21 protein-coding genes, 1 tRNA gene and 1 riboswitch are annotated in these 22,021 nt (G+C 72.1%); of the genes, 13 read left to right on the forward strand and 9 right to left on the reverse strand.

From position 1 onward, the window contains the following. The first annotated feature begins 200 nt into the window (after positions 1 to 200). The 5 genes from ACH495_RS01235 to ACH495_RS01255 all read left to right on the forward strand — a co-directional run bounded on the left by ACH495_RS01235 (position 201) and on the right by ACH495_RS01255 (position 6,613). Entirely contained in the window at positions 201 to 464 is a 264-nt protein-coding gene (locus ACH495_RS01235) for a cell division protein CrgA (protein WP_396855769.1), read from the forward strand. A gap of 177 nt (positions 465 to 641) precedes the next feature. After that, the gene (locus ACH495_RS01240) at positions 642 to 2,840 is read left to right on the forward strand and encodes a (Fe-S)-binding protein (RefSeq protein ID WP_396855770.1); all 2,199 of its coding nucleotides are present in this window, start codon (positions 642 to 644) and stop codon (positions 2,838 to 2,840) included. 287 nt (positions 2,841 to 3,127) lie between these two features. Continuing rightward, positions 3,128 to 4,435 (forward strand): hemolysin family protein, encoded by a 1,308-nt coding sequence (locus ACH495_RS01245; protein WP_396856487.1) that lies wholly within the window; start codon positions 3,128 to 3,130, stop codon positions 4,433 to 4,435. Next, a complete protein-coding gene (locus ACH495_RS01250) occupies positions 4,428 to 5,432 on the forward strand; it encodes a hemolysin family protein (RefSeq protein ID WP_396855771.1) in 1,005 nt (334 codons plus the stop codon). The genes ACH495_RS01245 and ACH495_RS01250 overlap by 8 nt, the downstream gene beginning before the upstream one ends. 179 nt (positions 5,433 to 5,611) lie before the next feature. After that, the gene (locus ACH495_RS01255) at positions 5,612 to 6,613 is read left to right on the forward strand and encodes a C40 family peptidase (protein WP_396855772.1); all 1,002 of its coding nucleotides are present in this window, start codon (positions 5,612 to 5,614) and stop codon (positions 6,611 to 6,613) included. Between the two features lie 69 nt (positions 6,614 to 6,682). Here the strand turns inward: ACH495_RS01255 and ACH495_RS01260 are convergent, their stop codons facing one another. Continuing rightward, the gene (locus ACH495_RS01260) at positions 6,683 to 8,716 is read right to left on the reverse strand and encodes an N-acetylmuramoyl-L-alanine amidase (RefSeq protein WP_396855773.1); all 2,034 of its coding nucleotides are present in this window, start codon (positions 8,714 to 8,716) and stop codon (positions 6,683 to 6,685) included. A 231-nt stretch (positions 8,717 to 8,947) separates the two neighbouring features. Further along, positions 8,948 to 9,083: riboswitch (cyclic di-AMP (ydaO/yuaA leader) on the forward strand. Positions 9,084 to 9,096: 13 nt separating this feature from the next. On the opposite strand from ACH495_RS01260, the gene ACH495_RS01265 reads away from it, so the two are divergent. Further along, a complete protein-coding gene (locus ACH495_RS01265) occupies positions 9,097 to 10,131 on the forward strand; it encodes an NlpC/P60 family protein (RefSeq protein ID WP_396855774.1) in 1,035 nt (344 codons plus the stop codon). Positions 10,132 to 10,202: 71 nt separating this feature from the next. On the opposite strand, the gene dcd is transcribed toward ACH495_RS01265, so the two are convergent. Beyond that, the gene (gene dcd, locus ACH495_RS01270; RefSeq protein ID WP_091062417.1) at positions 10,203 to 10,781 is read right to left on the reverse strand and encodes a dCTP deaminase; all 579 of its coding nucleotides are present in this window, start codon (positions 10,779 to 10,781) and stop codon (positions 10,203 to 10,205) included. A 78-nt stretch (positions 10,782 to 10,859) separates the two neighbouring features. On the opposite strand from dcd, the gene ACH495_RS01275 reads away from it, so the two are divergent. Further along, on the forward strand, positions 10,860 to 11,405 hold the full coding sequence (locus ACH495_RS01275) for a pyridoxamine 5'-phosphate oxidase family protein (RefSeq protein WP_396855775.1): 546 nt from the start codon (positions 10,860 to 10,862) through the stop codon (positions 11,403 to 11,405). 71 nt (positions 11,406 to 11,476) lie between these two features. Here ACH495_RS01275 and ACH495_RS01280 read toward each other — a convergent pair whose 3' ends face one another. Beyond that, positions 11,477 to 12,457 (reverse strand): zinc metalloprotease, encoded by a 981-nt coding sequence (locus tag ACH495_RS01280; protein WP_396855776.1) that lies wholly within the window; start codon positions 12,455 to 12,457, stop codon positions 11,477 to 11,479. A gap of 201 nt (positions 12,458 to 12,658) precedes the next feature. Here ACH495_RS01280 and ACH495_RS01285 point away from each other — a divergent pair. After that, positions 12,659 to 12,732, forward strand: a tRNA-Gly gene (locus ACH495_RS01285). Between the two features lie 270 nt (positions 12,733 to 13,002). On the opposite strand, the gene ACH495_RS01290 is transcribed toward ACH495_RS01285, so the two are convergent. Continuing rightward, a complete protein-coding gene (locus ACH495_RS01290; RefSeq protein WP_396855777.1) occupies positions 13,003 to 13,566 on the reverse strand; it encodes a DinB family protein in 564 nt (187 codons plus the stop codon). A gap of 67 nt (positions 13,567 to 13,633) precedes the next feature. Then, the gene (locus ACH495_RS01295) at positions 13,634 to 14,170 is read right to left on the reverse strand and encodes a GNAT family N-acetyltransferase (protein ID WP_396855778.1); all 537 of its coding nucleotides are present in this window, start codon (positions 14,168 to 14,170) and stop codon (positions 13,634 to 13,636) included. A gap of 52 nt (positions 14,171 to 14,222) precedes the next feature. On the opposite strand from ACH495_RS01295, the gene ACH495_RS01300 reads away from it, so the two are divergent. Further along, positions 14,223 to 14,783: an NUDIX hydrolase gene (locus ACH495_RS01300; RefSeq protein WP_396855779.1), complete on the forward strand. Its 561-nt coding sequence runs from the start codon at positions 14,223 to 14,225 to the stop codon at positions 14,781 to 14,783. Here ACH495_RS01300 and ACH495_RS01305 read toward each other — a convergent pair. Both ACH495_RS01305 and ACH495_RS01310 read right to left on the reverse strand, forming a co-directional pair. Continuing rightward, on the reverse strand, positions 14,770 to 15,843 hold the full coding sequence (locus ACH495_RS01305; protein ID WP_396855780.1) for a hypothetical protein: 1,074 nt from the start codon (positions 15,841 to 15,843) through the stop codon (positions 14,770 to 14,772). The genes ACH495_RS01300 and ACH495_RS01305 overlap by 14 nt on opposite strands. A gap of 40 nt (positions 15,844 to 15,883) precedes the next feature. Next, on the reverse strand, positions 15,884 to 16,204 hold the full coding sequence (locus ACH495_RS01310; RefSeq protein ID WP_396856488.1) for a PadR family transcriptional regulator: 321 nt from the start codon (positions 16,202 to 16,204) through the stop codon (positions 15,884 to 15,886). A gap of 124 nt (positions 16,205 to 16,328) precedes the next feature. Between ACH495_RS01310 and ACH495_RS01315 the strand changes: the two genes are divergently transcribed. Next, complete coding sequence (locus ACH495_RS01315) at positions 16,329 to 17,384, forward strand: MerR family transcriptional regulator (protein ID WP_396856489.1); 1,056 nt, start codon at positions 16,329 to 16,331, stop codon at positions 17,382 to 17,384. Between the two features lie 29 nt (positions 17,385 to 17,413). Further along, the gene (locus tag ACH495_RS01320) at positions 17,414 to 18,295 is read left to right on the forward strand and encodes an LLM class flavin-dependent oxidoreductase (protein ID WP_396855781.1); all 882 of its coding nucleotides are present in this window, start codon (positions 17,414 to 17,416) and stop codon (positions 18,293 to 18,295) included. Positions 18,296 to 18,365: 70 nt separating this feature from the next. Here the strand turns inward: ACH495_RS01320 and ACH495_RS01325 are convergent, their stop codons facing one another. Both ACH495_RS01325 and ACH495_RS01330 read right to left on the reverse strand, forming a co-directional pair. Continuing rightward, on the reverse strand, positions 18,366 to 19,388 hold the full coding sequence (locus ACH495_RS01325) for a hypothetical protein (protein ID WP_396855782.1): 1,023 nt from the start codon (positions 19,386 to 19,388) through the stop codon (positions 18,366 to 18,368). A 40-nt stretch (positions 19,389 to 19,428) separates the two neighbouring features. Further along, entirely contained in the window at positions 19,429 to 19,977 is a 549-nt protein-coding gene (locus ACH495_RS01330; protein ID WP_396855783.1) for a phosphoribosyltransferase family protein, read from the reverse strand. Between the two features lie 158 nt (positions 19,978 to 20,135). On the opposite strand from ACH495_RS01330, the gene ACH495_RS01335 reads away from it, so the two are divergent. Then, positions 20,136 to 20,771: a septal ring lytic transglycosylase RlpA family protein gene (locus ACH495_RS01335; RefSeq protein WP_396855784.1), complete on the forward strand. Its 636-nt coding sequence runs from the start codon at positions 20,136 to 20,138 to the stop codon at positions 20,769 to 20,771. Positions 20,772 to 20,838: 67 nt separating this feature from the next. Beyond that, positions 20,839 to 21,966, forward strand: a complete 1,128-nt coding sequence (locus tag ACH495_RS01340; RefSeq protein ID WP_396855785.1) for a PP2C family protein-serine/threonine phosphatase — start codon at positions 20,839 to 20,841, stop codon at positions 21,964 to 21,966. Positions 21,967 to 22,021 lie beyond the last annotated feature (55 nt).

The following is a 22,021-nucleotide window of genomic DNA, read 5'->3' on the forward strand; positions in this document are numbered from 1 at the left end:
GCCCGCGCCGATGCGAACCGACCTTCTCGACCCGAAAAGTCCGCTCTTTTCGGTAACTCCGTGCACCGGCCCGACCCCATTCGTGGCCTGGACGGTCCGTCGGGACTACGCTAGCTGTCGACACATTATTGGCCATGGACCGTCGCCCCCGCGCCCGGTTGTCAGGCCGGACGAGGTCGTACCCCCCTCTGGAGAGCGTCGTGCCCAAGTCTCAGGTCCGCAAGAAGAAGGTGTACACCCCGCCGACGGACGTCCGTCCGACGGCGACGGCGTCGACGCGCAAGCCTAGCCCGATCTGGCTGCCGGCCACCGCCGTCGCGTTGATCGTGGTGGGCATCGGCTGGCTGGTGGTCTACTACCTGTCCGAGCAGGCGTACCCGGTCGCCTCGTGGAACTACTGGAACCTCGCGGTGGGCTTCGGCGCGATGGTCTCCTCGCTGATCCTGCTTTCCCGCTGGCGCTGACCGGCCCGTTTCCACCCCGGCTCACATCACGCCACGCCGCCCCTGCCCGGCGCCCGGGCGCCCGCCCACCTAAGGTGTCCGCAGGGCGGCGTGGCCGATGCGAGAAGACTCACGTTACTGCTGAGTAACCTTCCGCGTAGGCTGCACGGACAAGCAGCAGACCGGGAGGCCAACTCGATGGGCAGCGTCCAGATCGTCACCACGATCCTCGCGGCCGCCATCACCGCCGTGGCGGTGTGGCTTGCGGTACGCGCGGTCATGAAGATGACGGCCGTCATCCGGCTCGGGCAGCCCGCGCCCGAGCGCTTCGCCGACAAGGGCGCCCGTACGGCCAAGATGCTGGTGGAGACCGCCGGCCACACCCGCATGCTCAAGTGGAGCGTGGTCGGGGCCGCCCACTGGTTCGTGATGGTCGGCTTCATCGTGCTGTCGCTGCTGGTGCTCGAGGCGTACTTCGAGGTGGTCACGCCCGGCGGCGGGCTGCCGATCGTCGGGCACTGGACCGTCTTCGGCCTGGCCACCGAGTGGATCGGCATCCTCGGCCTGATCGGCATCGTGGTGCTGATGGCGATCCGGCTGCGCAACCGGCCGACCCGCCCCGGCGGCCTCTCCCGGTTCACCGGCTCGACCATGTGGCAGGGCTACTTCGTCGAGTGGGTCGTGCTGCTGGTCCTGATCTTCGGCTTCGTCATCCGGGGCTTCAAGGTCGCCACCGACCACTTCGAATATCCGGTCTGGGCCACCCCGCTCAGCCACGCGGTCGGCGCCGTGCTGCCGGACTGGTCGGCCGGCGTCAGCGTGGCCGCCCTCATCAAGATCGCGATTTCGATGACCTGGCTCATCGTGATCTCGCTGAACGTCACCATGGGCGTGGCCTGGCACCGCTTCCTGGCGTTCCCCAACATCTTCTTCAAGCGCGACCCGGGCAAGCCGGCCGGTTCCGGCCTGGGCCCGCTGCGCCCGATGACCAGCGAGGGCAAGCCGCTCGACTTCGAGGAGGCCGACCCCGAGAAGGACCAGTTCGGCGTCGCCCAGGTCGAGCAGTTCACCTGGAAGGGTCTGCTCGACTTCAGCACCTGCACCGAGTGCGGTCGCTGCCAGTCGCAGTGCCCGGCCTGGAACACCGGCAAGCCGCTGTCGCCGAAGCTGCTGGTGCTGAGCCTGCGCGACCACGCGTACGCCAAGGCGCCCTACCTGCTGGCCGGCGGCGGCAAGGACCTGACCGGTGAGGAGAAGGCCACCGAGGCGCAGCTCGCCCACATGGACGTGCTGGCCCTGGCCGAGGCCGACCGGCCGCTGATCGGCACCGCCGAGGAAGGCGGCGTCATCGACCCGGACGTGCTCTGGTCCTGCACCACCTGCGGCGCCTGCGTCGAGCAGTGCCCGGTGGACATCGAGCACGTGGACCACATCGTCGACATGCGCCGCTACCAGGTGCTGATCGAGTCGAGCTTCCCGTCCGAGGCCGGCGTGATGCTGCGCAACCTGGAGAACAAGGGCAACCCGTGGGGCGCGCCGCAGAACACCCGCGAGGACTGGACCAAGGGGCTCGACTTCGAGGTGCCCCGGGTCGGCGAGGTCGAGGACTTCGAATACCTGTTCTGGGTCGGCTGCGCCGGCGCGTTCGAGGACCGGGCCAAGAAGACCACCCGCGCGGTCGCCACGCTGCTCAACGAGGCCGGCGTGAGCTTCGCCATCCTCGGTGAGGGCGAGACCTGCTCCGGTGACCCGGCCCGCCGGATCGGCAACGAGTTCGTGTTCCAGATGCTTGCCCAGCAGAACGTGGAGACGCTGAACGAGGCGTTCGACGGCCGGGAGAAGAGCAAGCGGAAGATCGTCGCCACCTGCCCGCACTGCTTCAACACGCTGGGCAACGAGTACGGCCAGCTCGGCGGCGAGTTCGAGGTGGTCCACCACACCCAGCTCCTGGCCCACCTGGTCAGCGCCGGCAAGCTCACGCCGGTGCAGCCGGTCGACGGCGGCGTCACCTACCACGACCCCTGCTACCTGGGCCGGCACAACCGGATCTTCGCCGCCCCGCGCGAGGTGCTCGGCGACTCGATCCAGGGCGAGCTGACCGAGATGCCGCGCAACAGCGAGCGCTCCTTCTGCTGCGGCGCCGGCGGCGCCCGGATGTGGATGGAGGAGAAGATCGGCAAGCGGATCAACGTGGACCGGGTCGAGGAGGCCATGTCCACCGGCGCGAAGACCATCGCGGTCGGCTGCCCGTTCTGCTCGACGATGCTGAACGACGGGGTGAACGGCAAGGGCGCCGGCGAGGACGTCGAGGTGGTCGACGTGGCCAGCGTGCTGCTGCGCTCGGTCAAGCCGGACGCGCCCGCCGGCGAGAAGCAGACCGCCCCAACGCCCGGCTGACGCCCGCACCCCGCACCCCGCACCCCGCACCCCGCACCCCTCGCGCTGATTCACGGAAAGAGTGGCTATGGCGGGCGCCATGGCCACTCTTTCCGTGAATCAGGGGCGCGACGAAGGGGCGCGACGAAGGGGCGCGACGAAGGGGCGCGACGAAGGGGCGCGACGAAGGGGCGCGACGAAGGGGCGCGAGGAAGGGGCGCGACGAAGGGGGCGGCCTGCGGGTGGCGCACCAGCGGCGCTCGCGTGCCACAATCACGCGCATCGACGGCCTGCTGGTTCTGACGCTGTTGCCCCTGGTCGGCTTCGTGCTGCTGACCGCCGGCAACGCCTTCTTCGTCGCGGCCGAGTTCGCCCTGGTCACCGTCGACCGGGCGGAGATCGACAGGCGGGCCGGCGAGGGCGACGGCCGGGCCGACACGGTCCGCCGGGCGCTGCGCGACCTGTCCTTCCAGCTCTCCGGCGCCCAGCTCGGCATCACCATCACCGCGCTGCTCACCGGCTATCTGGCCGAGCCCGCGCTGGCCCGGCTGGTCGCGCCGCTGCTGCACCCGTTCGGCGGGGCGGACCGCTTCTCCGGGCTGCTCGCCCTGGCGCTGGCCACGCTGCTCTCGATGCTCTTCGGCGAACTGGTGCCGAAGAACCTCGCGCTGGCCCGCCCGATGCCGGCGGCACTGGCCACCGCCGCGCCGATGCGCGCCTTCTCCCGCACCTTCGGCTGGCTGATCCGGCTGCTCAACGACTCCGCCAACCGGCTGGTCCGCCGGCTCGGCGTGGAGCCGCAGGAGGAGCTGGCCAGCGCCCGATCCCCGGAGGAGCTGGGGCTGCTGGCGGCGATCTCCGCGCGGGCCGGCGCGCTGCCGCCGGACACCGCGATGCTGCTGCGGCGCACCATCCGGTTCGGCGACAAGCGGGCCGCCGAGGCGATGACCCCCCGGGTGGACGTGATCGCGTTGCGCGCCACCGCCTCCGTCGCCGAGCTGCTCGAGGAGTCCCGGCGGACCGGCCGGACCCGGTTCCCGGTGTACGAGGAGACGCTCGACCTGGTCACCGGCGTCGCCGGGGTGCCCGACGCGCTCGGCGTGCCGCTGGCCCGCCGCGCCGCCACCACCGTCGCCGCAGTGGCCCGGGAACCGGTGTACGTCCCGGAGAGCCTGGACCTGGACGGCGTGCTGGCCGCGCTGAAGGACGCCGGCGCGGACCTGGCCATCGTGGTCGACGAGTACGGCGGCACCGACGGCGTGGTGACCGTCGAGGACCTGGTCGAGGAGCTGGTCGGGGAGATCGCCGACGAGTTCGACCCGGCCGCGGTGGACGACCTCGGGCCGGCGGAGCTGACCGTGCCCGGCGGGGAACGGACCGTCCTGGTCGACGGCGTGCTGCGCGCCGACGAGCTGGTCGAGCAGACCGGCTTCCGGCTGCCCGAGGGGCCGTACGAGACGTTGGGCGGCTTCCTGATGGCCCGCCTCGGGCACATCCCGGTCCCCGGCGAGACGGTCGACGAGGCGGGCTACGAGTTCACCGTGGTGGAGGTCGACCGGCACCGGATCGAGCAGGTCCGGGTGCTGCGCCCGGAGGAGCCCGACGACGGTGCCTGAGCTGCTGGTGGCCCTGGTGTTGCTGCTCGGCAACGCGTTCTTCGTGGGCAGCGAGTTCGCGTTGATCGCGTCCCGCCGTACGGTGATCGAGCCGCTCGCGGCGACGTCGAAGCGGGCCCGCTGGGCGCTCGCCGCGATGAACCAGATCCCGCTGATGATCGCCGGGGCGCAGCTCGGCATCACGGTCTGCTCGCTCGGCCTGGGCGCGATCGCCGAGCCGGCGCTGGCGCACCTGCTGGAGGTGCCCTTCGAGGCGGCCGGGCTGCCGGCCTCGGCGGTGCACCCGGTGGCGTTCGTGATCGCGCTGGCCGTGGTGGTGTTCCTGCACACCGTGGTCGGCGAGATGGTGCCGAAGAACATCACGCTGGCCGGCCCGGAGCCGTCGGCGCTCTGGCTCGGCCCGGCCATGCTCGCGTTCTGCCTGGCCACGAAGCCGCTGCTGCTGGCGATGAAGTGGTCGGCGCGGCAGGTGCTGCGGTGGTGGCGGGTGGAGGCGACGGACGCGGTGAAGACCGTGTTCACCGCCGAGGAGTTGGCCGGGCTGGTCTCCCAGGCCCGTACCGAGGGGCTGCTGGACGCCGAGGAGCACGCCCGGATCACCGGCGCGCTCGCGCTGCACACCCGTACCGCCGCCGACGCGCTGCAACCCTGGTCGACGGTGACCACGGTGGCCGAGGACGTCTCACCGGCCTCGCTGGAGGTGTTGGCGACCCGCACCGGCCGGTCCCGCTTCCCGGTGGTGCAGCGGGCCACCCGGCGGGTGCTCGGTTTCGTGCACGTGAAGGACGTGCTCGGGTACGCCGGCGCGAGTCGACGGGCCCCGGTGCCGACCGAGGTCTACCGGCCGCTGGCGGTGGTGCCCCCGGACCGTACGCTGGCCGATCTGCTGCTGGCGATGCGCCGCGAGCGCCGGCACATGGTGCTGGTCAGCGACGGTCGGCGACCCCTGGGCGTGGTGACGCTCGACGACGTATTGACGGCCATTATGGGCAAGTGAATGAATACCCTTGGTGTGCAACCGATTGCGGACGCGTGATTGAACAACGGGCCGCCTTGATTCCACCCCGGTGCCTTCCCTAATGTGATGCACCGACCGCCGTGGGTCGTCCGCCTCGATCTTCCCTCTCGCGAGGCGCCCGCCGGTCGGTTGCAAAGGAGTCCGTGCCGGTGGCAACCATGCCCCCTCAACGTCACGCCCCGAGCGCTCCCCCCGGCCGGCCGGCCGGGGTCCACCGGGTGGTACGCCGTCTGGTCACCCTGGTCGCGGCCGTCGCGGTCGGCGCCGGGATGCTGGCGGCCCCGGCGCACGCGGCGCCCTCGGTGGACGAGATCGACGCGCAGATCGACAAGCAGTGGGAGAAGCTCGAGCCCACGATCGAGCAGTACAACAAGGTCCGCGCCCAGCTCAAGGTCAACAAGAAGAAGTCCGCGGACCTGCAGAACAAGATGGTGCCGCTGGAGCTGGCCTCGACGCTGGCGATGAACAAGGTCGGCGACATCGCCTCCCGCTACTACATGCGCGGCCCGTCGCAGGAGATGGGCGCGCTGCTGGTGAGCACCAAGCCGGGCACGCTGGCCGAGCAGTTGGTCATGCTCGACCGGATCGCCGACGACCAGCGCCGGCAGATCGCCGGCGTGCTCGCCGCCCGCGACAAGTACAACGCGCAGAAGCAGAAGCTGGACGCGTTGATCGCCACCGAGGTCAAGCAGGAGGCTCAACTCGCCTCGCAGAAGAAGCAGATCGACTCCGAGATCAAACGGTTGACCGGGATGCTGCCGGTGACCTCGATCCGGCCGGCCGGCTGCCCGTCCATCGACGGGGTGGTGAGCAGCGCCGCGCGTACCGCGATCAAGACGGCGTGCGCCCAGGTCGGCGACCCGTACGTGTGGGGTGCCACCGGCCCGAACTCGTTCGACTGCTCGGGCCTGACGCAGTACGCCTACAAGGCGGCGGGCATCTCGCTCACCCACTTCACCGGTGCGCAGTGGAACGAGGGCCGCAAGGTTTCCCGATCCGAGGCCAGACCCGGTGACCTGGTCTTCTTCGGCAGCGACCTGCACCATGTCGGGCTCTATCTCGGCGACGGGATGATGGTGCACGCGCCCCGCACCGGCAAACCGGTGCAGGTGTCGAGCATCAGCACCCAGCCGCTCGCCGGTTTCGTCCGGGTCAGCTGACCCGCACCCGTTCGACGGAAGGCCCCCGGTCCACGTGGACCGGGGGCCTTCTCGTGTCGGTGGCGAGGCTCAGCGCGGTGCGCCGAGCGGCGACGGCAGGATCAGCACGTCGTCGAGGTTCACGAACATGATCCGGTGGCCGAACTGGACCTGCACGTAGCGGTTCTTGCCGCGTACCACGGTCCGGTCGCCGGGGGCGGAGCCGTCGTAGGAGACCGCCCGGTAGTACTCGCCCGGCAGCACACCGCCCACCGCGTACCGCTGGCCGGCGGCGAGCGTGTACTGGAGCGGGGAGATGGCCTGGTAGGGGATGGTCTCCGGATAGGCGGCCTGCTCCGGGTAGGCGCGACCGTACACCGGGATGGTGGCCTTGCCGGGGCGCGGCGTCACCACGAAGCCGGTGGCCCACCTGGCGGTGGGCGCGGCGGCCGGGTTGTGGAACCACGCCTTCTGGCCGAGGTACCAGATCGCGGTCCAGTCACCCTGCCGGCCGGCCACCGCGTACGTCTGACCGGCGGAGGCGCGGGCGCCGTGGTCGGAGATGTACATCGTGTCCGGCGTGCCGTCCGGGCGCAGCCCGAGGTCGTTGACCAGCGGGGCGTCCGCGCTCGGCGCGGTCCGCAGCACCACCGCCGACGAGCCGCGCGACGGGCAGGGCGCGGCCGGCGGGGTGGGCGTCGGGACGCCCGGCGGCTGCTGGTTGCAGCCGACGAACGCGGGCCGGTTGGTGGCGAAGTCCGGGTCGATGGTGACCAGCCCGGTACGTGACGTGCCGGTGGTCCGGAACGGCGCCTTCATCAGGTCGAAGTAGTGCGACCAGTCCCAGTAGGGGCCCGGGTCCCAGTGCATGCCCCCGACCGCGGCGGCGGTGATGCCGGGCACGTTGTCGTGGCCGATGATGTGCTGCCGGTCCATCGGGATGCCGAACTTCTGCGCCAGGTACCGGACCAGCTTGGCCGAGCTGCGGTACATCGCCTCGGTGTACCAGGTGCCCTGCCCGGCGAAGCCCTCGTGCTCCAGGCCGATGGACTTGGCGTTGACGTACCAGTTGCCGGCGTGCCAGCCGACGTCCTTGGCCTTGATGTGCTGGGCGACGTAGCCGTCCACCGACCGCAGCGTGTAGTGCCAGCCCAGGTAGTCGGCCCGCTTCACCAGGTCGACGCTGGGGTCGAAGTAGCCCTCGGTGTCGTGGATGACGATGTATTCGATCTTCTGCTGCTTCGGCCGGTTGCCCAGGTCGTGGTTGCCGTAGTCGCCCGGGTCGGCGCTGAGCTGCTCGTAGGGCGCGGGAATCCACTCGCAGGCCAGCCGCACCGGGCACTCCAGCCCGTCCGGCCGCGCGGCGTGGCGCAGCCCGAGCCGGGCCAGCCCGGACCGGTCCGGCTCGGCGGTGGTGGCGGCCAGCGTGACCCGCTGCCCGTCGTCGGTAGTCCGGGCCGCGCCCTGGCCGAGCTGGTCGTAGACCTCGTCGGCGAAGGCCGCCGCCGCGTCGGACGTGTCCGCGCCGGAGTAGCGGGCCACCGCGCCGTACCAGGCCGCGGCGTCGCTGCCGGCGCCGACCGGCCCACCCAGTGCCTTCTGGTACGACGCCAGCAGCGCCGCGCCCCCGCGGATGTTCGCGGCCGGGTCGGTGCGCAGCTTCTGCGCGTCCAGCCCGGTGAGCGTGGCGGCGGCGTCGAGCGTCTGGAGCGAGGCGGCCGGCAGCGGCGTCTCCCGGCTCGGCGTGGCGGCCGTGGCCGGGTCGAGCGTGAGCGGGCGGGATTCGTCGCCGCGCGGGTCCTCGTCCTCGTCGACATGGGCGCTGCCCGGCGTGGCGAGGACGTGCGCGGCGTCGGTCAGGTGCATCGGGCCGTAGCCGCCGCTGGTGCTGGGCTGGCCCGGGTGGGTGTCCCACCTCGACTCCAGGTAGGAGACACCGAGCAGCACGTTCTGCGGTACGCCGTACTCGGCCGCCGCGGCGGCGTACTGCTGCTGGCGGTCGCCGGTGGGCCGGTTCGCCTGCGGCGCGGCGCTCACCGGGCCGGTGGTGGCCAGCGCGGTGGCCGTCGCCACGGCGGCGGCGAGCAGCATCCGTCTGCTCGACGGCGGGGCTGAGAGGTGCATCGAACCTCCTGGACAGGGATGGGCGTCACTGCGTTCCCACCCTCACTCCACCCACCCGTGAGGTCAATACCTTTCCGGGTAGTAATCCGACATGAAAGAAAGCTTCATTCATGTCTGCGCGGCACATTCGGTACGGAGTGTCACGGCCGTTCGGGTTGCGGATCGATAACAGGAATCCCTACTCTGGTCAATCGTCGGCCGCACGTCTCACCGTCCAACCCGGTCGGTGACGGCCCGACACCGCCGAGTCGCCCACGGGCGAACCGGGGACCCAGGTACCTGGGGTGAATCCGCAGCCACTGCGGTAGGGCGTCTCCCTTCCCGCCCGAACCCGTCAGCTAACCCGGTAGGCGGTCAGGCAGAAGGAGTACGGACGCCCGGTGGCACACCATGCCCCGCGGCCGACGTCGAGCCGGTCGACCGACCGGTCCGCCGCCGTGCCGCGTTCCCGCTGGTCCCGTTTCACCACCACACTCGCCGCCCTGGTCGGCGCCGCGGTCGTCCTGACCGGTGGCGCGACGGCGGCGCACGCGGAACCCTCGGTCGCCGAGATCGAGGCCCAGATCGACCGCGACTGGAACAAGCTCGAACCCGTCATCGAACAGGTAAACGCCGTCCGTGAGCAGCTCGCGGTGCGCCGCAAGCAGGCCGACGCGCTCGGTAAGCAGATCGCTCCGCTCCAGGCCCGGGTGGACGCCGCGCTCGGCCAGGTCGGCGGGCTCGCCGCCGACGCGTACAAGGGCGACAACCTCTCCACCGTCAACGCGCTGCTGGGCAGTCGTTCGCCGAGCGAGCTGGTCAGCGGCCTGGAGCTGCTCGACCGCTTCGCGCAGCACCAGCAGGAGCAGGTCCACGACATCGCCGCGCTGCGCGACGAGCTGGCGGCGAAGAAGAAGCCGCTGGACGCGATGGTCGCCGACCTGAGCCGCACCGAGGCCCAGCTCGCGGCGAAGAAGAAGCAGATCGACGCCGAGATCGCCAAGCTCCAGAAGCTGCGGCTCAAGGTGTACGGCAACGGTGGTGGCGGCCCGCTGCGCCCGGCTCCCTGTCCCGCCGGGTATCCCGGTGGCGCGGCCGGGGTGGCGGTCAAGTTCGCCTGCGCCCAGATCGGCAAGATCTACGTGTGGGGCGCGGCCGGCCCGGACCACTTCGACTGCTCGGGTCTGACCATGGCGGCCTGGGCGAAGGCCGGGGTCTCGCTGCCGCACAACGCCCGTCAGCAGCACAACGTGACGACGCGGGTCAGCCGTGCCGAGCTGCGCGCCGGTGACCTGGTCTTCTACTACGGCGACCTGCACCACGTCGGAATGTACGTCGGTGACGGCTGGGTGGTGCACGCCTCCCAGTCGGGCAAACCCATCACCATGAAGCGCGTCGACGACGGCGACATCAACAGCTACGGCCGCCCCGGCTGAGGTGTAAGGAGGGGCCCCCTGTTAACGCATTCTGCATAGGAGGGGGCCCCGCTTAACAGCAGCGGACGGCGTCAGCGGGTCGGCCAGGTGCGCCAGCTCTGCCAGGACCGGCTCGGCGTCGGGCCGCGCTGGCCCTGGTAGCGCGAACCGTAGACGGCCGAGCCGTACGGGTGCTCGGCCGGTGACGAGAGCCGGAAGATGCACAACTGACCGATCTTCATGCCCGGCCAGAGCGTGATCGGCAGGTTCGCCACGTTGGACAGCTCCAGCGTGACGTGGCCGGAGAAGCCCGGGTCGATGAAGCCGGCGGTGGAGTGCGTCAGCAGACCGAGCCGCCCCAGCGACGACTTGCCCTCCAGCCGGCCGGCCAGCTCCTCACCCAGCGAGATCACCTCCAGCGTGGAGGCGAGCACGAACTCGCCCGGGTGCAGCACGAACGGCTGCCCCTCGGGAACCTCCACCATCGACGTCAGGTCGTCCTGCTGCATCGACGGGTCGATGTGCGTGTAGAGGTGGTTGTTGAAGACCCGGAACAGCCGGTCCAGGCGTACGTCGATGCTGGACGGCTGCACCAGCGTGGGCTCGAAGGGCTCCAGCGCGAGGGTGCCCGCCTTGATCTCGGAGACCAGGTCGCGGTCGGAGAGCAGCATCGGAACACTCTAGCGACCGGTGTGCGTGACCAGCGTGTCGGACTACATCTTCGTACACGTGTTCGATAGAATGTCGGCATGGCTTCCTGGTCCGAATTCGCCGCCGACGAGCCCCGACTCGCCGCCGAGATCCGCCTTCTGATCCAGCAGTACGGGCCGGGCTTCGGCTACCTCGCCACGGTCCGCGCCGACGGCGGCCCCCGGGTGCACCCGGTGTCGCCGCTGATCACCGACGACGGGCTCTGGTGCTTCGTCATCGATTCGCCGAAGCGCCGCGACCTCGAACGTGACGGCCGCTACGCGCTGCACTCCTTCCCGCCCGAGGAGAGCGACGACGAGGCTTACGTGGCCGGCCGGGCCCGTCCGGTGACCGACCCGGCGACGGTGTCGCGGCTGACCCGGCTCGGCCGGGCGGCGCCGCAGGGTGACTGGCGGCTGTTCGAGTTCTCCGTCGACGTGGCCATGCTGACCCGGCGCGATCCGGTGGCCCTTCCCGGCGTCGGCCGGCCGCAGGTGCGGCTCTGGCTCGACCCGGGGGAGGCGGCACCCGCTCGGCTGGGCGCGCTCGTCCCGGAGGGCCGGCGTGGCCGGCACGGCTTCGACACCCGCCGCCCGGCCGCCTGACCGGGCCCGGAAACGCCGGTGCCGGCCCCGTCCGCAGACAGGGCCGGCACCGGTACGTGGTGCGGCGGCGGTCAGGCCGCGCGGTAGGCGTTCCACGCGGTCAGCATGCGGCTCGCCTGGCCGGCGGTGAACTGGTACATGCAGGAGTCGTACGTGTAGTCCATGAAGTTGGTGATCGGGTCCTTGCCGGTCGTGGAGCAGGTGTCCCGACCGGTCGGGCACTCGTACGCCGGGGAGGCCTCGGCCGGGGTGTCGGAGACGCTGTCACCCGAGCCCGAGCAGCCGCCCTGGAAGGTGTGGTAGAGGTTCAGCCAGTGGCCGATCTCGTGGGTGCCGGTGTCGCCCTGGTTGTAGTTGGTCGCCGAGCCACCGGGCAGCGACTCGTTGAGCACGACCACGCCGTCCATCTTGTCCAGCGTCCGCTTCGGGAAGGTCGCCCAGCCCAGCAGGCCGTCGCTGAGCTCACCGAGATACATGTTCAGCGTGTTCTTGCCGCCCTCGCGCAGCGAGGTCTTCATCGACCGCTCCGCCGAGGAGCCCTGCACGATCGGGTACCACGACGCGTTGGTCACCCGGTTGATCTTCGTGAGCTGGAAGCTGAACGCGGTGGCCGCGCCACCGGTCGAGCCCGCGTACGCCTGGTTGAGCACGCTGATCTGCTGGGTGATCAGCGAGTCCGGGATGTTGCCGCCGGCGCGGGTGCTGTTCTCCTGGATGACGTGCACGACGACCGGGATGGTCACGGTCGCCAGCGGGGCGACGGCGCCGGTCCGGAAGTTGGCGCGCTCGCGCTGGGCGGCGGCGAGGTCGGCCTCACGGTCGCGAACCTGCTTGGCGGTCAGGTGGTTCGGGTCGAGCTTGGCGTGGCCGCCCTTGGCGACGCGGGCGTCGGCGTGGGCGTCGGCCGGCTCGGCGCAGACGCCGGCCGGGGCGGCCGAGAAGGCCGAGGCAGCGGGGACGACGCCGACGGCGGCGGTGCTGAGCAGCAGCGCGAGGGTCGACGTCGCGACACCGGCGGTACGCCGGGTCAGCAGGTTGGGACGGAGTCCCATGGGCCCACCTCTTTCTGACGGCGTGCCAGGGGGTGTGTCACGCCGAGTCGGAAACGTGTGGCAGACGTTACATCCCATCGACGGATTTGAGAACGCCCATATGTTGCCGACGTGCAACATCGCTTGATCAACTCTGCCGGGCCTCGCCGGCGGGTACCTGGGTGCACGGGGGTGGTGACCTCAGGTACAGTGGTGCCGCTCGCGGGTGTAGTTCAATGGCAGAACATCAGCTTCCCAAGCTGACAGTGCGGGTTCGATTCCCGTCACCCGCTCCACGCGCGAGGCCCCAGCTCAGGACAGGTTTCCTGGCTGGGGCCTCGATGGTTGATATGGCCTCCTGCGCCGGCCGCGCCCGTTACGTAGGAGCTGGGCGCGTTGCAGGCGGTCTGGAAGTTGGAGCGGCGTAGGACGGCACCCTTCGCGCCGGTGAAGACGAGCGCGTCCTGGTTCTCGTCGACGGAGTCGTCCAGGTGTGCGCGGATATAGCCACGGAGCGTCACGGAGGGTGGAGGTTGCCGAAGCTCGATCGCCGGTTACCGGGAAAGTCATGCTCGGCGCGGTAAGGCTCCGTCCTGCCAGCGGTAGAGGTCGCGCAGCAGGGAAATCTCGGCACCGTGATGGATCAGCTCCCTGTTGACGTGCAGGATTCTGTTCTCCATGGGAAACCGCTCAAGACCCACCGTGGGCGGATTCTCCAGGTCGGCGTTCGAGAGGTCGCGGACCCCCGCGTTCCATTTCTCATACATCTCATCGAGCTGTTTCAGCGCCTCGTCAGCGGTCCCCGCGTAGGCGAATGTCTCGGAGTCGACGTCCTGGCCGCCGAAGTACCAGCCGACCCGATAGCCGAGGCACGAGACGATGATGTGTGCCAGCCGCCAGGCAATTGTGGTCACCGGCGCCGGCTCCGGTTCGGGGAACACGTAGTCCATCGTCCATCCCCCCGCACCTTCTGACATCGGTGCGGCCGACGTGCCACGTGGGCGGATGCTCCAGCAGCCACGTACCGGCTCCCAGAAGTACTCCTCGTCGGTAAGACCCTCCAGCCGTGGCCGCAGGTTCTTGCGCCAGTACCAGTCCAACTGTTCCGCGAGCTGCTCGCTTCTTTTCATTTCCGCACAACATACAACGGAGACCTGGCCAAGACCCTCGCCGACGCCGGGCCATTGTCTGCCGGCCTCACCGCTGATCACCCGGGTGCGTGCCGCCGACCTGATGGCGCTGCTCCGGAGCCGGGTGCAGGTCGAGGACGTGCCGCAGCCCCGGCTTCCCGTCCAGCTCCACCGCACCGGCCTCCACGAACCCGGTACGCCGGAGCACCGCCAGGGACGCCGGGTTCGCCAGCGCCGCGTCGGCGACCAGCCGGCGCAGCCCGTACGCGTCGCGGGCCAGCTCGCAGACCCGCCGCACGCCGTACTGGGCCAGGCCGCGTCCGGCGGCGCGTTCGGCCACCCGGTAGCCCAGCTCGGCGCTGCCGTCGGCCACGTCGACCAGGTTGAACCGCCCGAGCACGAAGCCGTCGTCGTCGACCAGCACGTGGAAGTGGCAGAGGCCGCGGTCCTGCTCGACTTGCAGGGCGGCGAGCCGGTCGGCGAACTCGTCGAAGTAGTCGTCGCCGCGGTCGGGCACGTAGCGGGCGAAGTAGGCCCGGTTCTCGCGCTCGAACCGGTACAGCACGTAAGCATGGTGGGCGGCGAGTCGTTCGAGTTCCGGCACCGGGCCAGGCTAGTCGCCGGCGTCCGTCGTACCCGGATGGCAGCATCGCGGCATGCGCGACGAGATCCGGGCCCTGGTCGAGGCGTTGGCGCCGGGCGACGAGCAGGAGGCCCGGCACCGGGCGGCGGCGTTGGTCTGGCTGGCGGGCACGGCGGACATCTTCCGCCGGGTCGCACCGCGCACCCCGTCGCCGCACCTGGTCGCCTACTTCCTGCTCCGCGACCCGTCCGACGGCGCGGTGCTGCTGGTCGACCACCGCAACGCCGGCATGTGGCTGCCCAGCGGCGGCCATGTCGAGCCGGGCGAGGACCCCGTGCACACCGTTCGCCGCGAGCTGCGCGAGGAGCTTGGCGTACCGGCGGTCTTCGCCCGGCCGTTCGGCGAGCGGCCGGCGTTCCTCACCGTCACCGAGACGGTCGGTCCGCCCGCACAGCGACACACCGACGTCAGTCTCTGGTACGTGCTGGACGCCCACCGTGAGCAGCGCTTCACGCCGGACCCGGTCGAGTTCCGGGGCGTCCGCTGGTGGACGCCGGCCGAGGTGGACGACGCGCCGGCCGGCACGGTCGAGCCGCACCTGGGCCGGCTGCTGGCCAAGCTCAGCCGGGGCTGAGCGTCAGCGGATGCGGCTCGCGGCGCGGCACGAGCGCGATGGCCGACAGCGTCGCCGCGCCGGCCAGGCCGACCAGGAAGAACAGCGACAGCGCCGGCTGGCCGAGCCACTCCCAGAGGGGATGCCAGCTGGGATGCGGTTCGTCCAGGTGGTGCCCGACCAGGGAGGACGTGGCGAGCACGGCGGGCGTCCACCAGAGAAGGAGGGTGATCCCGAGCAGCAGTGGCACGCCGCGTCGACCGTCGGTGCGCCGGCTCACCCAGCCGAAGGCCAGCCAGGCCAGGGCGCCGCCGACCAGCCCGGCGAGAGCGGCGACGGGAAGCACGGCCGGCGGCGTCGCCCGCTGGACCTCCACCCAGAGGTACGACCCGGAGGTGTCGGGGTCGTTGACGGTGGCCCTCAGGACGGTGTCGCCGCGCCGGGCGACCAGCACGGTCTCGACCGGCTCGCCCGCCTGGCGACACCTGGCGGAATCGCAGGTCCGGAGCACTGTCGAGGTCGGCTCGGACACCTGCCAGCCACCGGCCTCCAGTCGTTGCACGGCTGTCACCAGCGTGCGGTCCGCGGGCATCGGCATCGGGCCGGACGATGATCCGGAGGCCGAGCCCTCCTGGTATTCGCCGCCGTCACCGAGTACGAGCCCACGCCACTGGCTGAGTCGCAGCGGCTGGTTGTAGTAGACGAAGAGCGCGGGAGCGGTCGACACGTCGTCGCTCAGCCGGTGGCCGGGGAACGCCTCGGTGAAGACGGCGGTGAACTCGGCCCGGTCGGGCTGCGGCGGGGACGTCTCCCAGGCGAGCCGGGCGGCGAGCGCGGCGGTGAACAGTCCGCAGATCAGCGCCGTCAGCGTCGCCCAGACGCCGATGGTGCGGCTCGCGGGCCGGCCGAGCCGACAGCGGAGCCCGCCGCGGACCAGGTCGGCGGCCTCGCGGAGCGTGGGTCGGGTGCGCCCGGGTGGTGCCGAGTCCAGCAGTAGTCCCATGATCTCCGGGCCGCGTTCCCGCCGGTAGGCGCGGGGATAGGCGAGGAGCAACCGCCGGTACTGGTGGGCGAGCGACATGGTCTCCCCTACGGTCTGCGTGGCGCGGGCGGGACGCGGTTCAGGCGGTGCGGGGGCGCAGGGCCCGCAGCCGGGTCTCGGCGACGGTGGCGAGCTGGCGTAGTCGGACGGTCTCGGCCGTGAGCGCGTCGACGCCGGTCGCAGTGAGGCGGTAGTAGCGACGCAGCCGCCCGTCCACCATCTCTTCGCGGTCCGGTTCGACGAGGCCCTGGGCGACGAGCCGGTCGAGCGCGGTGTAGAGCGTGCCCGGCAGCAGGCTCACCCGCCCGGCGGAGAGCGTGGCGACCTCCTGGATGATCCCGTAGCCGTGCCTCGGCCCGCCGGTGAGCGAGGTGAGGATCAGGAACGTCGGCTCCCGCATCTGGGTCATGTCGACAACATATATAAGTCTTCGATATATGGTCAACGCTCTTGACCCGACCCCTGCGGCAAGGCCGAGCGTGGTCCGTGCCGGCCACCGGGGCCGGCACGACGAGGAGGGCGACGTGCGGCTGCTGACCATCGGGGCGTTCGCCCGCGCGGCCCGCCTGACCACCAAGGCGCTGCGGGTCTACGACGAGAGCGGGCTACTGCCGCCGGCCGCCGTGGACCCGCACTCCGGCTACCGCTACTACGCGCCGGAGCAGCTCGACCGGGCGCGGCTGATCGCCGCGCTGCGTCGCGCCGGCATGCCGCTGGCGGAGATCCGGACCGTCTGCGGCCTGCCGCCGCACGCCGCCGCCGAGGCGCTGGACGCCTGGTGGCGGCGGGTCAGCGCGGACACCGCCGCCCGTGCGCGGACCGTCGCGCTCCTCGTCGACCAGCTCACCGAGAGGGGCACCACCATGTCCGAGCACACCACCTTCCGGTACGCGGCGCGCTGCGAGACCGGCACGGTCCGCGACTCCAACGAGGACATCGCGTACGCCAGCGCCACGCTGCTCGCGGTCGCCGACGGCGTACGCGGCCCGGGTGGGTCCGCCGCCAGCGCGGCGGCGGTGGACGCGCTGCGGCCGTTGGCGGCCGCCGACGCGGCGGGCGACCTGCTCGCCGCGCTGGGCGACGCGGTGAGCCGGGCCGACCGGGCGGTACGTGCGCAGGCCACCGACGTCGACCGGCCGGCCAGCACGCTCACCGCGATCGTGCGGCGGGGCACCCGGCTCGCCCTGGTGCACGTCGGGGACACCCGTGCCTACCTGCTGCGCGGCGGCGAGCTGTCCCGGCTCACCCAGGACCACACGTACGTGCAGACGCTCGTCGACCAGGGGCGACTCACGCCGGCCGAGGCCGGGGCGCACCCGCAGCGGGCGCTGCTGGCCCGGGCGCTGGGCGCGGGCGCCGAGGTGGAGGCGGACCTGGCGCTGCGGACCGCGCTGCCCGGCGACCGCTACCTGCTCTGCTCGGACGGGCTCGCCGCGGTGGTCGACCCCGGCGTGCTGCACGCCGCGCTGGCCGGGTCGGACGACCCGGAGACCGCCGTCGGGCACCTGGTCGACCTGGCGTACGCGGCGGGCGCGCCGGACAACGTCGCCTGCGTCGTCGCCGATCTGGTGACGACGTAGCGGGCGGTCCGGGCCGTACCCTGGCGACCATGCGAATTGGCATCGTGATCCTGCCGGACCAGCGGTGGTCGGAGGCGCGCCGGCGGTGGGCGCAGGTGGACGAGTGGGGGTTCGACCACGCCTGGACCTACGACCACCTGGGGTGGCGTGACCTGGTCGACGGGCCGTGGTTCGACTCCTGGACGACGCTGACGGCGGCGGCCTCGGTCACCTCCCGGGTTCGGCTCGGCACGCTCGTCGCCTCGCCGAACTTCCGCCACCCGGCGGCGTTCGCCCGGCAGGTGACCGCGTTGGACGACGTCTCCGGCGGTCGGGTGCTGCTCGGGCTCGGCGCGGGCGGCATCGGTTTCGACTCGGCAGTGCTCGGCGACGAGACGCTGCCGCCCCGGCAGCGGGTCGACCGGTTCGCCGAGTTCACCGAGCTGCTCGACCTGATCCTGCGGGAGGACGGCACGACCTGGCGCGGGGAGTGGTTCGCCGCGGTGGACGCCCGCAACAACCCCGGCTGCGTCCAGCAGCCCCGGGTGCCGTTCGTGATGGCCGCGAACGGGCCCCGGTCGATGCGCCTGGTCGCCCGGTTCGGGCAGGGCTGGGTCACCACCGGCCTCGGCGGCGACGACCTGGCGGGCTGGTGGGACACCGTGGCGGAGCTGTCGGAGGGGATGACGCGGACGCTGGAGCAGGCCGGCCGGGACCCGGCAACGCTGGACCGCTACCTCTCGCTGGACTCGGCTCCGGTCTTCTCGCTGACCAGCGCCGACTTCCTCGCGGAGCAGACGGCCCGGGCGGCCCGGCTGGGCTTCACCGACGTGATCACGCACTGGCCCCGGGCCAGCAGCTGGTACGCCGGCGACGAGGCGGTGCTGACCGAGGCGGCGGCGCTGCTGCCGGAGCTGCGCCGCTCGATGTAAGGCGGGGCCCCCTGTTAACGCATTCTGCATAGGCGGGGGCCCCGCTTAACACCTCAGGTGCCGACGCCGGTCAGATCAGACGGCCGGCGTGGGCGGGGGCGGCCAACACCCGCTGGTCACCTGTGGCCGCGTACGCCTCCAGTGCCGCGTCGGCCAGCTTCACCACGTGTTCGTCGCCGTGCCGGGCCGCGCGGGCGAACACCTCGGCCGGGTCGGTGGGCCCGTCGACAGGCGTGGTGGCGGCCGGTGCGGGTGCGGCGTACACCGAGGTCACGGCCGCCGTCGCGGACCAGGCCGCGGCGACGCTCGGCGCCCGCAGCGCCGGGTCCAGGGCCGGCAGGGTACGCAGCACCGCGGTCGGCGCGGTGACCGCGTGCACCAGCATCACCGGCTCACCGTGCCCGAACCGCGGGTAGTCCAGCGCGGCGCGGTGCACCACCTCGGTGAGCGTGCGGGCCGCCTCGTCCGGGTGGGCCGGTGGGCGCAGTGCCGTGACCGCTGCCGACCACCCGGGCTCACCGGTCAGCCGGCCCAGCCGCTCGCGGATGCCGCCGGTCCGGTCGCTGACCCGGGGCACCCCGGCCAGCGCGGTGGCGACGTCGGAGTGGCCGGTGAGCGGGCCGGCGCCGGGAACCGGCTGCCAGCGGGCCGCCCAGTAGCCGAGCGCCTGACCCAGCTCGGCGCGGCGGTCCGGCGTCTCCCCGTCGGTACGCAGCACCCGCACCACGTGTCCGACCCGGATCACGCCGTGGGTGGCGCCGGCGGCGATCCCGGGCAGCAGCCGTGGCCACCATTCGCCGAGCACTTCCCGCCACGGCCGGTCGCGCAGCTCGCGGTCGAAGTGGTCGAGCCAGTCGCCGGCCCGCTTCGGGTCGCCGAGCGCGGCCCGCCAGTCGTCGATCGGCCGCAGCCCGCGGGGCAGGTCGTCCAGCCGGCGCAGGTAGCCGTCGAGCCAGCGGTGCACGCGGGCACCCTGCCCGTGCCGGACCAGCGCCTCGGCGGCCATCGGCCCGTGGTTGGAGAGCCAACCCTCGAACTCGGGGCCGGTGCGGTGCAGTCGGTGGTACGCCTCGTCGAGGATGCCGTCGTCCATCCGCCGATCGTCGGGGTTGAAGCGCGCTTGAGGTCAACCCTCAGGGCAGGTCGTCCCCGGTGAGCAGCGCGCGTACCCGCAGCCGCTCGGCGACGGCCGCCGGGCAGGTGGCGACCAGCGCGGCGGCGCCGACCGGCTCGGCGTCGGCGTCGCGGACCAGCCGGCACAGCGCGTCCAGTTGCGCGCCGGTGTCGACCCAGTCGTCCACCAGCAGCACCCGGTCGCCGGGGCCGAGCCGCCGGCCGTCCACACCGATGCGGAGCCGCTGTCCCCGGTGGTCCGGCGGGGTCTCGGCCCACCGCGTCGGCCCGATCCGGCGCCGCCGGCCGCCGTCCTTGTACGCGGGCAGGAACCCGGCGCCGGCGGCCACCGCGACCAGCGGGCCGAGCAGCAGCCCGGTCACCTCGGGGGCGAGCACCACGGTCGGGCGCGCGTCCGGGAAGAGGCCGGCCAGCGCGGGACCGACCTGGGCGAGCACGTCGGGCTCGCGCCACCAGCCGGTGAGGTCGCTGACCAGGTGACTGCTGGCCGGGCCGGGGTCGGCCCAGCGGAACAGTTCGATCAGGCGACGGTTCAGCACGTCTCCCATCCTGCCCACGGTCCACCGTTCGGCCCAACGGTGGTGGCTTGATCGGCTACACGTACCACAGCAAATGCGGGCATACCATCATGATCACGTTGACTTCGGAAGTGCTTCTCTCGTTACGGTCCGGGCCGGTTTGTTCAGCTGACGAAAGGACCGGGCCGGTGGCTGCTAGGCACCTTCGTACCCGTGCGTTGTTCTCCTCGCCCGCCGGCATCGCCGCCACCGCGGCGATCGGCGTGGCACTCGCGGTCGGTGGCACCGTCGGTGCCGTGCAGCTCACCTCCGACGAGCCGCCCGCCGCGCCGGCCCTGGTCGAGGCGCTGCCCAGCACGCCCGCTCCCACCTCGGCCGCGCCGTCGCCGAGCGCCTCCGCCACCGCGAGCCTGAGCCCGTCGCCGAAGGCCACCCCGAGCCCGAAGCCGACCCGCACCCAACCGGCGTCCCGGGGCAAGGCCCGGACCGCGGCGCCGAAGCCGACCGCGACGAAGAAGAAGACCGCCGCCCCGAAGGTGGTGGAGAGCGGCTCCTGCGGCGCGTCCTTCTACGATGAGGGCCAGATGACCGCGAACGGCGAGACGTTCGACCCGAACGCGCTGACCGCCGCGCACAAGACGCTGCCGTTCAACACCCGGGTGCGGGTCACCAACCCGGCCAACGGCAAGTCCGTGGTGGTCCGGATCAACGACCGGGGGCCGTACATCGACGGTCGGTGCATCGATCTGTCCCGTGCCGCGTTCGCGGCCATCGCCTCGACCGGTCTCGGCGAGGTGGACGTCCGCTACGAGGTGCTCGGCTGACGGCCGGTCCGGCAGAACTTCCGCGACGGACGGGCCGCGTTCGTTCTCCGGTCCACGTCCATCAGGCATGCTGTCCGATGTACGCACGCAACCCTTCCAGCCGGGCCGCGGCCCGCTGAGCCCCGGATCCCGCGCCGGCCTCGGCGCGGCCCTCGCGCTGCTCGCGATCGTCTCGGCCGCGGAGGCGGCGGACGGCCGGCCGGTGCACTACCTCGCGCTGATGGCCGCCGCGCCGGTCCTCGCCGGTGCGCTGGCGTCCTGGCAGGTGGTGCTGGTCGTGGGGGCGCTGGCCACCGCGGCCGGGGTCGCCTTCGCCGCGGCCGAGAAGGGCATGCCGCTGGTGACCGCCGTCAGCGTGGCCGCCATCGTGCTGGCCACCGCGATCTCCGCCGCCACGGCGGCCGTGCGGCAGCGTCAGGCGGAGCGGATCGCCGAGCTGACCCGGCTCGCCGCGGTCGCCCAGCAGGCGGTGCTGCGTCCGCTCGGTCCGCAGGTCGGCACGCTGGCGGTGGCCGCGCGCTACATCTCCTCCACGGCCACCGCCGAGATCGGCGGCGACCTGTACGAGGTGATGGACACCCCGTACGGCGTCCGCATGATCATCGGGGACGTGCGGGGAAAGGGGCTGGACGCGGTCCGGTTGGCCAGCATCGTGCTCGGCTCCTACCGGCACGTGGCGTACGAGCGGGCCGACCTGCGGGCGGTGGTGACCGACCTGGACCGGGCGGTGGCCCGCAACGTCGGCGACGAGGACTTCGTCACCGCCGCACTGATCGAGGAGCGCGGCGGCACGCTCACCATCGTCAACTGCGGGCACCCGTCGCCGCTGTTGCTGCGCCGGGGTGCGGTGATCCCGCTGGAGCCGCCGGCGCCCGCGCCGCCGCTGGGCTTCATGCCGGTGGTCCGGCCCCGGGTGGAGCGGCTGGAGCCGGGCGACCGGCTGCTGTTGTTCACCGACGGGCTGGGCGAGGCCCGGCGGGACGGCGAGTTCTTCCCGACCGCCGACCGTGCCTGGCGCCTGCTCGGCCACGGGACGGTCGGCGACGGGCTCGCCTCTCTGGAGACCGCCCTGGTCGAGTGGGTGCAGGGCCGGCTGGACGACGACATCGCGCTGGTCCTGATGGAGTACGCCGGCCCGCGCAGCGCGGCCGCCGCCCCGGTGCCGAGCTGGGAGGTCGGCGCCGCCGACGGGTGAATGGGAAGTGTGTAATCGCTGTCACTTCCGCGATCGGGTTGTCGTTGCCTACCGG

Origin of the sequence: Micromonospora sp. NPDC018662 (assembly GCF_044391475.1) — a bacterium.
Classification (GTDB): domain Bacteria; phylum Actinomycetota; class Actinomycetes; order Mycobacteriales; family Micromonosporaceae; genus Micromonospora.